This is a genomic window from Flavobacterium phycosphaerae (assembly GCF_010119235.1).
Classification (GTDB): domain Bacteria; phylum Bacteroidota; class Bacteroidia; order Flavobacteriales; family Flavobacteriaceae; genus Flavobacterium; species Flavobacterium phycosphaerae.
Genome location: NZ_JAAATZ010000001.1, coordinates 508,627 through 522,626 on the forward strand (window position 1 = coordinate 508,627; position 14,000 = coordinate 522,626).

A 14,000-nucleotide genomic window follows, 5' to 3' on the forward strand; every position below is an offset into this window, starting at 1 on the left:
TTGAGCAACAAGACCGAGAAGAAAATCGCTGAAAAAATTTGGAAGACAAAAAAAATAGAATATTTTTGGGGCTCCAAAGAAAACTGCTCCATTCTTCTATTGGAGTTGTTTTTTTGCAATTAATTAAAGAGTCTCCGGATTGGCGTTTGGTTGACTCTTTTTTTATTCATTAAATATTATGCCAAAATAATTGTTAAACTATTCTTAAAAAAAACGGTCATAATGTCAGTTTTTTTAAGTGGTTTTTCATAACAAACACCTAAACAATCTGACAAACAAATATTTGTCATATTTTTACTTTACAAAGTTTATCATTCTACATTTAAAATAAAAGCCAAACTTATTCACAATTAACTCTAATTCTTAACAAAATTGGTGATTTAAGTAATGTTTTTAAAAAAATACAATTATCTGTTTTTCAATATATTACAAACAATTAAAAATTAATAACCCTCGTAAATAAAGGGAATTAAGAATTTACACATGAAAGAATTTTAACATTTTCAATCTTCTCAAAATCAATAAAAAAAATTTTTTAAGTTCAAGACCTTCTAAACAATTCCTCCTGATGACTTTTGCGACTGATCAGGACGAGTTGGCCAACTCATCAGGACGAGTTCAAAAAGTCATCAGGACAAATTGACGAAACTTTTCGTAACAAAAAGGCAAAAAAAATGCCCCGGAAGGTGTTCTTCCGAGGCAATAAAATAAAGGATGATTAAGTTCAGTCACCAGAGGCTAATCCTCTTTTTGGTAGCTGATTTGCTGCAACATCTGACGCAGTTTCTTTCCGGGACGGAAATTGATTCTGTTTTTCACGATGTCTAAAGCGGTTACTTCATCGGCTACTGCCTTACCCTCAGAGCTGAGACTGACCTGAAAATTGCCTAGGCTACCCAATCGCACTATACGACCTTGCTTCAACTCGTTAATAATGTTATGCTCTAGTGAGCGCAATACCGCATAACAATCGGTATCGGTTAAGGTACTTTGGTAAGCAATCATTTCTGATAACGCTTCCAAATCGGTTTCTCCGTTGCTGATAGCAGCTGCGTAGAATTTTTCGGGTGCCGCAACATCCTGTGGATTTTTACGTGGCACTACTTTAAATTTAACTGACATACTCAAATGTTTTAAAAGTTAATAATACTAACCCAGCAACAAGAAGCGTGCAGAAAATCGTGCCAAAGGTCAAAAGCGTCACTTTTTACCGCTTTCTGCCGCTTTTTGCCGAAAAACGTCACTTTTAGCCGAATTGGGTAATAAATGGTAAACCCCAGAAGAGAAGAACTGCCAGTAGCAGTCAGATTTGACAATAAGAGGAGTAAGCCCTGTGGGCATCAGATATGTGAGCTTCAGCTCACCAATACTACTCACACAAAATCCCGTAGGGATGTTATTCTAGTAACAACGGGTTTCAACCCGTTGCAAAACAAAAAAGCCCTTCACAAAAGTGAAGGGCTTTCTAAAAAAAGGCAGCGACATACTCTCCCACATAACTGCAGTACCATCTGCGCAGTCGGGCTTAACTTCTCTGTTCGAGATGGGAAGAGGTGAGCCCCGACGCAATAACCACCTTAAGCTTTTAGCTAACAGCTTACTGCTCTTAGCTGCGGCGCTAGCCGCTTATATCTTAACATACTGAGATAAAGAAAAAAACAAAGATTGTCATTCCCGCGTAGGCGGGAAACAAAGAGTGCCGCTCCCCGAAGGGAGCTGGCGACGTACATAAGCTTACGGGTTATTAGTACTACTCGACTATGACATTACTGCCTTTACATCTATAGCCTATCAACGTGGTCATCTTCCACGACCCTTAAAAGAAATCTCATCTTGTGGTGGGTTTCGCGCTTATATGCTTTCAGCGCTTATCCCTTCCAAACGTAGCTACTCTGCGGTGCTCCTGGCGGAACAACAGATACACCAGAGGTTTGTCCAATTCGGTCCTCTCGTACTAGAATCAGATCCACTCAAATTTCTTGCGCCCACAGTAGATAGAGACCGAACTGTCTCACGACGTTCTGAACCCAGCTCGCGTGCCACTTTAATGGGCGAACAGCCCAACCCTTGGGACCTTCTCCAGCCCCAGGATGTGACGAGCCGACATCGAGGTGCCAAACCCCCCGTCGATATGAGCTCTTGGGGGAGATCAGCCTGTTATCCCCGGCGTACCTTTTATCCTTTGAGCGATGGCCCTTCCATGCGGAACCACCGGATCACTATGCTCTACTTTCGTACCTGATCGACCTGTATGTCTCTCAGTCAAGCTCCCTTATGCCATTGCACTCTACGCACGGTTACCAAGCGTGCTGAGGGAACCTTTAGAAGCCTCCGTTACTCTTTTGGAGGCGACCACCCCAGTCAAACTACCCACCAAGCAATGTCCCCACATATGCGGGGTTAGACCTCAGATAAGCAAAGGGTGGTATTTCAACAATGACTCCACAACGCCTGGCGACGCCACTTCATAGTCTCCCACCTATCCTACACATCACTTATCCAAGACCAATACTAAGCTATAGTAAAGGTGCACAGGGTCTTTTCGTCCCACTGCGGGTAATCGGCATCTTCACCGATACTACAATTTCACCGAGCTCATGGCTGAGACAGTGTCCAGATCGTTACACCATTCGTGCAGGTCGGAACTTACCCGACAAGGAATTTCGCTACCTTAGGACCGTTATAGTTACGGCCGCCGTTTACTGGGGCTTCAATTCAATGCTTCTCCGAAGATAACATCTCCTCTTAACCTTCCAGCACCGGGCAGGTGTCAGGCCCTATACCTCATCTTACGATTTTGCAGAGCCCTGTGTTTTTGATAAACAGTCGCCTGGACCTTTTCACTGCGGCCAGCTTGCGCTGGCGACCTTTCTCCCGAAGTTACAGGTCTATTTTGCCTAATTCCTTAGCCATGAATCTCTCGAGCACCTTAGGATTCTCTCCTCGACTACCTGTGTCGGTTTACGGTACGGGTACTGTTAATCTAAGTTTAGAGGTTTTTCTTGGAAGCCCTTAGGCGCACTATCTCTTTGCCCGAAGGCTCCGAGTACTATCGTATTTCCCCAAGCCGCGTGGATTTGCCTGCGCAGCTTATAGGTAGGTACTTCAACGAACTATTCCGTCAGTTCGCGGCGCTTTCATCACTCCGTCACCCCATCACAATTAACAGTAGTACGGGAATATTAACCCGTTGGCCATCGACTGTTCCTTTCGGATTCGCCTTAGGACCCGACTAACCCTCAGCTGATTAGCATAGCTGAGGAAACCTTAGTCTTTCGGTGTGCGGGTTTCTCGCCCGCATTATCGTTACTTATGCCTACATTTTCTTTTCTAACCAGTCCAGCATGCCTTACGACACACCTTCAACCCTGTTAGAATGCTCCCCTACCACTTATACTTACGTATAAATCCATAGCTTCGGTAATATGCTTATGCCCGATTATTATCCATGCTCGTCCGCTCGACTAGTGAGCTGTTACGCACTCTTTAAATGAATGGCTGCTTCCAAGCCAACATCCTAGCTGTCTGGGCAGACAAACCTCGTTTTTTCAACTTAGCATATATTTGGGGACCTTAGCTGATGGTCTGGGTTCTTTCCCTCTCGGACATGGACCTTAGCACCCATGCCCTCACTGCTGGTAAACATTATATAGCATTCGGAGTTTGTCAGGAATTGGTAGGCGGTGAAGCCCCGCATCCAATCAGTAGCTCTACCTCTATATAACTTAAATCCAGCGCTGCACCTAAATGCATTTCGGGGAGTACGAGCTATTTCCGAGTTTGATTGGCCTTTCACCCCTACCCACAGGTCATCCGAAGACTTTTCAACGTCAACCGGTTCGGACCTCCACTATGTGTTACCACAGCTTCATCCTGCCCATGGGTAGATCACACGGTTTCGCGTCTAACACTACTGACTAAAGCGCCCTATTCAGACTCGCTTTCGCTACGGATCCATGACTTAATCACTTATCCTTGCCAGCAACGTTAACTCGTAGGCTCATTATGCAAAAGGCACGCCGTCACCCCACTAAAGGGCTCCGACCGCTTGTAAGCGTATGGTTTCAGGATCTATTTCACTCCGTTATTCACGGTTCTTTTCACCTTTCCCTCACGGTACTGGTTCACTATCGGTCTCTCAGGAGTATTTAGCCTTAGCGGATGGTCCCGCCAAATTCAGACAGGGTTTCACGTGCCCCGCCCTACTCAGGATACCACTATCCTTATCTTCTCTTACTTATACGGGACTATCACCCTCTGTGGTTAACCTTTCCAGGTTATTCTAATTCAATCCGCAAGAAATGTCGTGGTCCTACAACCCCAGCATTGCCGTAACAACACTGGTTTGGGCTAATCCGCGTTCGCTCGCCACTACTTACGGAATCACTTTTGTTTTCTTCTCCTCCGCCTACTTAGATGTTTCAGTTCAGCGGGTTTGCCCATCTATCGATGTACTATGTCTTCAACATAGTGGGTTGCCCCATTCGGATATCTACGGATCAATTCGTGTGTGCCAATCCCCGTAGCTTTTCGCAGCTTATCACGTCCTTCTTCGCCTCTGAGAGCCTAGGCATCCCCCATACGCCCTTATTTTGCTTATTGTACTTTTTAGCTTTTGGCTAACAGCTAATAGCTATCAGCTAAAGCAGTGTTCTTTCTACTTTGTTATTATTTTCTTATCTCAATATGTCAATGAACTTTTTCCGTTTCCGGATCGTGGAGAATATCGGAGTCGAACCGATGACCTCCTGCGTGCAAGGCAGGCGCTCTAGCCAGCTGAGCTAATCCCCCAATCTAATTATGAATTGTGAATTATGAATTATGAATTGGCTATCCATAACCCCTCAACCCTAGAATTTCCTTTATAAACTCAAACAGCCCTTCTTAATGCGTAATTACTAATTCGTAATTCCTAATTTAAAAAGTAGTCCCGCCCAGACTCGAACTGGGGACCCCTACATTATCAGTGTAGTACTCTAACCAGCTGAGCTACGAGACTCTGTTTTTTTGCTTATTATAATATTTGAACTAACAGCGAGAGTAATTGAATTGTCTAATCTAAGACCTATCCTTCTTTTTGTCTCTAGAAAGGAGGTGTTCCAGCCGCACCTTCCGGTACGGCTACCTTGTTACGACTTAGCCCCAGTTACCAGTTTTACCCTAGGCAGCTCCTTACGGTCACCGACTTCAGGTACCCCAGCTTCCATGGCTTGACGGGCGGTGTGTACAAGGCCCGGGAACGTATTCACCGGATCATGGCTGATATCCGATTACTAGCGATTCCAGCTTCACGGAGTCGAGTTGCAGACTCCGATCCGAACTGAGAACGGTTTTATAGATTCGCTCCTGGTCACCCAGTGGCTGCTCTCTGTACCGTCCATTGTAGCACGTGTGTAGCCCAAGGCGTAAGGGCCGTGATGATTTGACGTCATCCCCACCTTCCTCACAGTTTACACTGGCAGTCTTGTTAGAGTTCCCGACCTTACTCGCTGGCAACTAACAACAGGGGTTGCGCTCGTTATAGGACTTAACCTGACACCTCACGGCACGAGCTGACGACAACCATGCAGCACCTTGTAAATTGTCCGAAGAAAAATCTGTTTCCAAATCTGTCAATCTACATTTAAGCCTTGGTAAGGTTCCTCGCGTATCATCGAATTAAACCACATGCTCCACCGCTTGTGCGGGCCCCCGTCAATTCCTTTGAGTTTCATTCTTGCGAACGTACTCCCCAGGTGGGATACTTATCACTTTCGCTTAGCCACTCAGATTGCTCCGAACAGCTAGTATCCATCGTTTACGGCGTGGACTACCAGGGTATCTAATCCTGTTCGCTCCCCACGCTTTCGTCCATCAGCGTCAATCCACTGGTAGTAACCTGCCTTCGCAATTGGTATTCCATGTAATATCTAAGCATTTCACCGCTACACTACATATTCTAGTTACTTCCCAGTAATTCAAGTCTGACAGTATCAATGGCCGTTCCATCGTTGAGCGATGGGCTTTCACCACTGACTTATCAAACCGCCTACGGACCCTTTAAACCCAATGATTCCGGATAACGCTTGGATCCTCCGTATTACCGCGGCTGCTGGCACGGAGTTAGCCGATCCTTATTCTTACGGTACCGTCAAGCTCCTACACGTAGGAGTGTTTCTTCCCGTACAAAAGCAGTTTACACACCATAGATGCGTCTTCCTGCACGCGGCATGGCTGGATCAGGCTTGCGCCCATTGTCCAATATTCCTCACTGCTGCCTCCCGTAGGAGTCTGGTCCGTGTCTCAGTACCAGTGTGGGGGATCTCCCTCTCAGGACCCCTACCTATCGTAGCCATGGTAAGCCGTTACCTTACCATCTAGCTAATAGGACGCATGCTCATCTTATACCGTTGGAACTTTAGTTATCAAATGATGCCAGTCAATAACACTATGAGGTATTAATCCAAATTTCTCTGGGCTATCCCTCTGTATAAGGTAGATTGCATACGCGTTACGCACCCGTGCGCCGGTCTCTAGTATTGCTACTATACCCCTCGACTTGCATGTGTTAGGCCTGCCGCTAGCGTTCATCCTGAGCCAGGATCAAACTCTTCATCGTATATTGTTTGCTCTTTCGAGCTAATTATTTAGACAAAGGCTAGGCTTTTCAAATCTTCCGATTCTCTTACTCTCTTTTATTTGTTTTAGAATCTCTTCTAAAACGGCTGTCAATTCAATATGTCTATGAACGTTTTCTTATCTTGTTTTTCGCCTCTCTTTCGGTTAGCGGGTGCAAAAGTAAGTAACTTTTTTATTCTGGCAAGCTTTTTTGAAAATATTTTTAAATTTATTTTCCCTCCACTTGTTTTTCCAAAAATTCAATGAACTCCCTCTCTTGCGGGGTGCAAATATAAAAACTAAATTCTTCCCAATCCAAATAATTTCCACCCTTTTTTTATCTTTTTTTTAAACTGTTGATAACATGAAATTTACACATACCGCTTGTCGACGTTTTACTTTTTGAAACATACTAAAAGAGCAAAACGATCTAGTATAGCCCCGATAGGAGCTGGCTACCCTGTAGCGCGGATAGCGGGACTACACATCCTGAAGTACGGGAGTGTTGTGCTCCTACTACTCGAAACGAATGGATTTTGACGGGGTGATTTTGGTAATGATATAGGAAGGGATGAGCAACACCAGTAAGCAGATAGCTACGGTTCCTATATTAAGGAGCAAAATGTAGAACAAGTTGATATCAACCGGGGCTTCGTTTACATAATAGCTTTCGGGGTTTAGTTTGATGATGCCGAAGTATTTTTGAATAAGCAACAATCCTATTCCGATGGCATTGCCCCAGAGCAAGCCTCTTCCTATTAGGTAAGTGGCATTATAGAGGAATATTTTTCGGATGGACCAGTTGTTGGCTCCGATGGATTTTAGGATGCCTATCATTTGGGTTCGTTCTAAAATCAAAACCAAAAGTGCTACTACCATATTAATAGTAGAAACGGCTATCATGACAATGAGGATGACGATGATATTGAAATCAAACAGCTTGAGCCACTCGAAGATGTAATAGAATTTTTCTTCTATGGTTTGGGTGTCGAGTGTGGAGGAAGTTTCTTGGTAGACTTCTTTTCCTTTTTGTTGGATTTGAGTGAAGTCGTCTATAAAAACTTCGAAAGAGCCTATTTCGTCGGGGCGCCATTTGTTGATTCTTTGTACATGACGAATATCGCCTATAATGTAACTGGCATCAAATTCTTGAAAACCTGAATTGTAAATACCGACTATTTTGAAGTTACGCAGGTTGTAGCCTTCGCTGTTTTCTTTCATGAAGTAGGTAACAAATTTGTCATGAAGTTTTAGTCCTAAACGATTGCATAAGTATTGGGAAATTAAAACTTCGTCGTTTAACCCCGCCTTCACATTGGGCAATCTTCCTTGGATCAAATATTCTTTGAGGTTGTCGGTTTGGTAATCTTTGCCTACTCCTTTGAAGATGATGCCTTCGAAGGCGGAGGCCGTTCTTATGATTCCGGCTTTGCTGGCTACGGCTTGGACATGAGCAATACCGTCAACGTTTTTAAATTGGGGATAAAAGTTTTGATGGATAGAAATGGGATCTGTGCTGACATCGGAATTGTTATCGTTGTAGCCTGAGATAACAATATGACCATTGAATGCGGAAACCTTTTGGCGTATCTTTTGTTGCAAACCCATTCCGGTTGCGATAGAGACAATCATCATAATCATACCTATAGCAATAGCCGTGATGGCAATTTTTATTATTGGCGCAGATATACTACTTTTATGGTCTTTAGCAGTAATGAGGCGTTTGGCTATAAAATATTCTAATTTCAATGGTATGATTTCAAATTTGGTGTTCAAAAATACAGTTTTATTCTCGGTTTTGCTACTACTTTCTTGTGGGAGTCAAAAGGGACAAGGGATAAGAGACAAGGCAGCGATTGAAGAGCAGAATGCAGACAGCAGAACACAAACAACAACAATTAAAACCGGTGCTGATAACACTACTGCTTATTTACCATTATTAAAAAACAAAAAGGTTGGGATTGTGACCAATCAGACCGGGATACTTTCCAACAAAACCCATGTGGTAGATTTTCTTTTGGAACAAAAAATAAACCTTATCAAAATCTACGCTCCGGAACATGGCTTCCGCGGAACCGCTGATGCCGGAGAACATGTAGTTGATGGCAAAGACACTAAAACAGGATTGCCTATTCTTTCTTTATATGGTGATAATAAAAAACCCAAAGCAGAACAATTGGCCGGTATTGATGTAATGGTTTTTGATTTGCAGGATGTGGGAGCACGATTCTATACTTATATTTCTTCGTTGCATTATATAATGGAGGCTTGTGCTGAAAACAACATTCCGCTGCTAGTTTTGGACCGACCAAATCCTAACGGAAGCCTTGTTGACGGTCCTATACTGGAAAAAGAATTTACCAGTTTTATAGGGATGCACCCCATCCCGACACTTCACGGCATGACCATAGGCGAATATGCTCAAATGATAAACGGTGAGAAATGGCTGAAGGATGGCGTTCAGTGCAAACTGACTGTAATTCCTTGCCTGAACTACAACCGCAATATGTTTTACAGTCTGCCGGTTAAACCTTCACCAAACTTGCCGAATGACCAAGCCATTAATCTTTACGCGAGTTTGTGTTTGTTTGAAGGCACGAATGTAAGTTCGGGACGCGGGACTGAGAAACAGTTCCAGATTTATGGCTCTCCGTTGCTACCGAAAAGCGATTTCAGCTTTACTCCGGTGGCTAATTTTGGTTCTAAAGACCCAATGAACAAAGGATTATTATGCTATGGCGAGGATTTGACTCAAGCCCCCAAAGTTTACCAACTCGAATTAAAATGGTTAATTAAAGCCTATACCACTACTGCTGACCCTTCGAAGTTCTTTACTCCTTTCTTTACCAAGTTAGCCGGAACCAAAAAACTGCAACAGCAAATTGAAGCCGGAGTATCAGAAGCAGACATCCGAAAATCATGGGAGAAAGGGTTGGCGGAATTTAAAACGATGCGAAAGAAGTATTTGATTTACAATTAAACTTCGACGATTATATCCGGATTGACTTTGAGCAATTCCTGTATAAAATCTTCCCGGTCTTTGGGAGAGATTAAAACCTCGTCAAATTTATTATATACAATAGCTATTCGGTTAATTGAAAGCGCCGGGGCACTGAGTGGGTTTCGTGTAGCGTATATTTTGCGAATTGTTTTAATATCAATCGATGTGTACCCAATTTTAAGTTTTTCACCATCAATTTTGTACCGAAGCATACTTGCTAAAAAATAAAACAAGAGCAGTATTCCGCTAAAAACAATTGAAAGTATGTACTCTTTTGAGAGAATGCCGTCTACAATAGGATAACCAAAGACAGCGAGGATAATGATAACTAACCACCAATCCACTTTTGATTTGTATGTTTTCATATTATAAAGGTAACTTTTTCTTCATTTCTTCTACAATATTGAAGGCCGCTGGACAAATAGCCACATTCTTTAAAGTCAAATCAGCAATTTGTTGGAACTTTTTTCTGTCGGTATGCGGAAATTCGCGACAGGCTTTGGGGCGCACATCGTAAATCATACAGTAATTTTCATTATCCAAAAACGTACACGGAACGCTTTGCAAAACGTAATCTTTGTCTTCATCAATACGCAAATACCGGTCGATAAACTGCTGTGGCTTTTGTTTCAAATGCTTCGAAATGCGTTCAATATCGGCTAAGGTGAAAAGTGGCCCTGTAGTTTTGCAGCAGTTGGCACAGTTGAGGCAATCCGTTCGTTTGAACTCGGCTTCATGTAAATCCTGCATCACATAATCCAAATTCTTGGGTGTTTTCTTTTTAAGCTTATCAAAATACTTTTTGTTTTCGATATGCTTATCTTTGGCTAACTTTTGAATTTCGTTTAAGGATGGCTTCAGCATTTTGTTTTATTTCTAATGCAAAAGTACCAACTTTAAACTTCTAAATCAGCACTATGAAAGACCTTTTTGGCAAAGCCATACTCGATTTTCAAACCAATACTACTCCGGAGGATTTAGTAACCGAAACTAACATCTCAGAAGCCGATGAAATGAGTGTGGCCTATCTTTTCCGAAAGTATACCGAAATGCCAAAGCTCGAAAAGAAAGCGTTGCAACTCGCCCAAGGTAAAATTCTCGATGTAGGTTGCGGCGCCGGAAGCCACAGTTTGTACTTGCAGGAAAAAGGATTTGATGTTACTGGTATTGACATTTCACCCAATGCCATCGAAGCTTGTCAACTTCGCGGACTTAAAAAGGCCAAAGTACAGCATCTCTTAGAAGTCGGAAACGAAAAATTTGACACCATTTTGTTGTTGATGAACGGCACCGGGATTTTCGGAACCCTAGCCGAAACCTCAAAATATTTGCAAAAACTAAAGTCTTTATTAGCGCCAAACGGTCAAATCTTGATTGACAGTTCTGATATTATTTATATGTTTGATGACGATGAAGATGGTGGCAAATGGATTCCGGGTGATGGTTATTATGGCGAATTGACGTTTACCGTTTCGTACAAAGGCGAAACCGAAGCTCCTTTCCCATGGCTGTATCTTGACTACAACACCTTGCAGAATGCAGCTCAGGCCAACGGATTACAGTGCAAATTAGTAGCAGAAGGCAACCATTTTGATTATTTAGCCAAGCTTTTTTAGGAGCTGTTTCCCGCTTTTCGCGCTACATGGTAGCCAGCTGCAATCGGGGCTAGGAGCTTATACTTTTATCAAATCGGTAGTGCTGATGATTTCTTCCAAGGCGTTATACAAACGATCCAAATCGGCTTGCGAATTATAAGCATTGATAGAATACCGAATATAAAAACCATCATTCAAAGACATAACAGGAACTTGAATTTTGTATTGATTATACAACAGATTCTTCAGTTCAGCAGGTTTGTTCGTATTAACCGGAATACTGGCCATTTGTCCTAAAAACTCTCCCGTAATTGGAGCAATGGGTTCGGTATTCAACAAATCGCAAAAACGTTGATAATTGTTTAGCACGATTTGCTTACAGTTTTTTGATACCGTTTTCCAATCATTCTTTTCTAAAAATTCCACTACATTGGGCGTACACAAAAAAGCTGAAATATCTCGGGTCCCTTGCAATTCGTGATAATCTAAAAATTGACTTTCGCCGGGCGCTACACTTTCATAACCCCAGCTCACCACTAAAGGTTCTAAATCATTCTGCCATTCTTTTTTCACATACAAAAACGAACTGCCTTTGGGAGCCAACATCCATTTGTGTAAAGTGCCTGTATAGTAATCGGGATTGAGTTCGGTAAGATTTAAATCGATATGCCCCGGCACATGAGCACCGTCAATTATGGTAATCAAACCTAATTCCTTGGCTCTGTCGCAAATTTCTTTAACCGGAAAAATCAAGGCTGTGGCACTTGACATTTGATTTAGAAAAACCACTTTGGTATTACCGTTGTAGCCTTTCCAAAATTCTTCAATGATTTGTTCTTTGGAAGTAACCGGCAAGCTGATGTTTTGGCGAATATATTTGGCTCCGGACTTTTTGCAATAAAAATTCCAAGTTCTATCCATGGCACCATATTCATGATTGGTACTCAAAATCTCATCTCCCGGATTAAGCTTTATATTTCGCATAATGACATTAATGGCAAAAGTTGGATTAGACGTAAAGAACAAATCTTGTGCTTCACAGCCCACAAACTTGGCTAAGCTTTCTCGGGCCGTTTTCAAATAGTTTGGCTGTCGTTTTACGATAAAGTCTGTCGGGTCGGTTTCGAGTTCTAACTGAAAACGTTGAAAGGCGTCAAAAATAGGTTTGGGACAAGCACCAAACGAACCGTGGTTTAAATAAGTGATAGTAGTGTCTAAAAGGAATTGTGATTTCATGACGGATGATTTTTGGTAAAAATAAAAAATCCCAAATCAATTGCGATTTGGGATTAAAACTTTAAGCTTTTTTTAATTATTGCTGCATGTATTTCATCATCATCCCTTGCAATCCTTGACCCCATTCTTGACCGGCTGCTTGTGATTTCTCTAATATAACGCCTGCTTTGTCATTGATCTTTTTCCCAACCGGACTATCATAAAAAGTCAACATAGCTTTAATGTCTTCTTTACTATATTCATCCATATAAATTTTGGCTAATTTATCATACAATGCCGGTAATGTAGCATCAAACTCGACAATAAATGCGGCTTGTTTTTCTTTTGGAACCATTTGAAGGATTTGATCTTTTGCTGATTTCATTTGGTTAGCAGCACCACTCATTTCAATAACTTTCAACACATCTTTTTTGAAAGCTTCATCTTGAGCAAAACCAACATGAGAAATGAAAGCAAATGCTACAGCGATTAAAATTTTTTTCATTGTTTCTTAATTTATAGTTGTTAATAATATTTAGGTTATTTTTTTTGTCGAAATACCATTGGGTATTTGATTTCAATACTAATAGGTTTCCCTCCTCTTTTGGCCGGTTCCCATTTAGGACACTTCTTTAAAACTCTAATAAACTCGGATGCTGATTCAACATCAAAGAATTCTACAATCTTAATATTCTTTACGCTTCCGTCAACATCAATTGTAAAGGCTCCTACCATCTTCCCGGATTTGGTTACTTTAGAATAATCAAACTCTTCTCGGATGAATTTTGTAAAGGCCTCCATCCCACCTCCATTGAATTTAGCCTCTATTCTGTCTCCACTTAAATATACTTCATCTTCTCCTTGAATTTGTGAAAGTACGGAAAAAGGTAATAAGACAAATAACAAAAGTGAAATTGATTTCATAAAACAGAATTAAGGGATGTTCAAATATTTATGGGTTTGCAATGACACTCTCCATTTGGGGTTTTTCATTACATAATCAACAATTAAAGCGGTCATTTCTTCTTTTTTACTCCATTCGGGTTGCAGAAAGAGAATGGCATTTTGATTTACTTTAGCCGCTTGCTCTTCGGCAAAAATAAAATCGTGTTTATTGTAAATGATAACTTTTAATTCGTTGGCAATAGCATAAGCATCGGCTACCGGCAGTTTGTTCTTCTTTGGCGAAAGGCAAAACCAATCCCAATGCCCTGTTACCGGATAAGCCCCTGAAGTTTCAATATGTACTTTCAGGTTTTTATCTTTTAATTTTTGGGTAAGCAAGGTCATATCCCATGTTAGGGGTTCGCCTCCGGTTACTACTACCGTATCTGCATATTTTTTAGCATTGTCTACAATGACATCGGTAGAAGTCGGCGGATGTAAAGTGGCATTCCAGCTCTCTTTAACATCACACCAATGACAACCTACGTCGCAACCGCCAATTCGGATAAAATAAGCAGCCGTTCCTGTGTGAAATCCTTCACCTTGAATCGTGTAAAATTCTTCCATAAGCGGAAGCATTTCTCCTTTTTCGACCGCTAATTGCGTTTCTTTTGATAACATTTTTTCAATAATAGTTGGCAAAGATA

The 14,000-nt window shown here is 41.8% G+C and carries 10 protein-coding genes, 2 tRNA genes and 3 rRNA genes; 2 read left to right on the forward strand and 13 right to left on the reverse strand.

What is annotated here, in order from left to right:
• Positions 1 to 738: 738 nt before the first annotated feature.
• From GUU89_RS02245 to GUU89_RS02280, 7 genes are all read right to left on the reverse strand, one after another.
• A complete protein-coding gene (locus GUU89_RS02245; protein WP_162126404.1) occupies positions 739 to 1,122 on the reverse strand; it encodes an HU family DNA-binding protein in 384 nt (127 codons plus the stop codon).
• Between the two features lie 348 nt (positions 1,123 to 1,470).
• Positions 1,471 to 1,580 (reverse strand): 5S ribosomal RNA (rrf, locus tag GUU89_RS02250).
• 144 nt (positions 1,581 to 1,724) lie between these two features.
• Positions 1,725 to 4,602, reverse strand: a 23S ribosomal RNA gene (locus tag GUU89_RS02255).
• A 115-nt stretch (positions 4,603 to 4,717) separates the two neighbouring features.
• Positions 4,718 to 4,791: transfer RNA gene (locus tag GUU89_RS02265), tRNA-Ala, on the reverse strand.
• 134 nt (positions 4,792 to 4,925) lie between these two features.
• Positions 4,926 to 4,999, reverse strand: a tRNA-Ile gene (locus GUU89_RS02270).
• A gap of 88 nt (positions 5,000 to 5,087) precedes the next feature.
• A 16S ribosomal RNA gene (locus GUU89_RS02275) occupies positions 5,088 to 6,598 on the reverse strand.
• Together the 16S, 23S and 5S rRNA genes with 2 tRNA genes alongside form the textbook arrangement of a ribosomal RNA operon.
• Positions 6,599 to 7,113: 515 nt before the next feature.
• A complete protein-coding gene (locus GUU89_RS02280) occupies positions 7,114 to 8,346 on the reverse strand; it encodes an ABC transporter permease (protein WP_162128607.1) in 1,233 nt (410 codons plus the stop codon).
• Between the two features lie 4 nt (positions 8,347 to 8,350).
• On the opposite strand from GUU89_RS02280, the gene GUU89_RS02285 reads away from it, so the two are divergent.
• Positions 8,351 to 9,577: an exo-beta-N-acetylmuramidase NamZ family protein gene (locus GUU89_RS02285; RefSeq protein ID WP_162126405.1), complete on the forward strand. Its 1,227-nt coding sequence runs from the start codon at positions 8,351 to 8,353 to the stop codon at positions 9,575 to 9,577.
• On the opposite strand, the gene GUU89_RS02290 is transcribed toward GUU89_RS02285, so the two are convergent.
• Both GUU89_RS02290 and GUU89_RS02295 read right to left on the reverse strand, forming a co-directional pair.
• A complete protein-coding gene (locus tag GUU89_RS02290) occupies positions 9,574 to 9,963 on the reverse strand; it encodes a PH domain-containing protein (RefSeq protein ID WP_162126406.1) in 390 nt (129 codons plus the stop codon). The two genes, GUU89_RS02285 and GUU89_RS02290, sit on opposite strands and share 4 nt — an antisense overlap.
• A 1-nt stretch (position 9,964) precedes the next feature.
• Positions 9,965 to 10,462: a YkgJ family cysteine cluster protein gene (locus tag GUU89_RS02295; protein ID WP_394350898.1), complete on the reverse strand. Its 498-nt coding sequence runs from the start codon at positions 10,460 to 10,462 to the stop codon at positions 9,965 to 9,967.
• A gap of 53 nt (positions 10,463 to 10,515) precedes the next feature.
• On the opposite strand from GUU89_RS02295, the gene GUU89_RS02300 reads away from it, so the two are divergent.
• The gene (locus GUU89_RS02300) at positions 10,516 to 11,214 is read left to right on the forward strand and encodes a class I SAM-dependent methyltransferase (RefSeq protein ID WP_162126407.1); all 699 of its coding nucleotides are present in this window, start codon (positions 10,516 to 10,518) and stop codon (positions 11,212 to 11,214) included.
• A gap of 57 nt (positions 11,215 to 11,271) precedes the next feature.
• On the opposite strand, the gene GUU89_RS02305 is transcribed toward GUU89_RS02300, so the two are convergent.
• The 4 genes from GUU89_RS02305 to GUU89_RS02320 all read right to left on the reverse strand — a co-directional run bounded on the left by GUU89_RS02305 (position 11,272) and on the right by GUU89_RS02320 (position 13,974).
• Positions 11,272 to 12,429 carry an aminotransferase class V-fold PLP-dependent enzyme gene (locus GUU89_RS02305; RefSeq protein ID WP_162126408.1) on the reverse strand — a complete coding sequence of 386 codons (1,158 nt, stop codon included), beginning with the start codon at positions 12,427 to 12,429 and terminating at the stop codon, positions 11,272 to 11,274.
• Between the two features lie 76 nt (positions 12,430 to 12,505).
• Positions 12,506 to 12,913, reverse strand: coding sequence for a DUF2059 domain-containing protein (locus GUU89_RS02310; RefSeq protein ID WP_162126409.1), 408 nt, complete (start codon positions 12,911 to 12,913; stop codon positions 12,506 to 12,508).
• Positions 12,914 to 12,948: 35 nt separating this feature from the next.
• Positions 12,949 to 13,332 carry an energy transducer TonB gene (locus GUU89_RS02315; RefSeq protein WP_162126410.1) on the reverse strand — a complete coding sequence of 128 codons (384 nt, stop codon included), beginning with the start codon at positions 13,330 to 13,332 and terminating at the stop codon, positions 12,949 to 12,951.
• Between the two features lie 9 nt (positions 13,333 to 13,341).
• On the reverse strand, positions 13,342 to 13,974 hold the full coding sequence (locus GUU89_RS02320) for a 7-carboxy-7-deazaguanine synthase QueE (protein ID WP_162128609.1): 633 nt from the start codon (positions 13,972 to 13,974) through the stop codon (positions 13,342 to 13,344).
• Positions 13,975 to 14,000 lie beyond the last annotated feature (26 nt).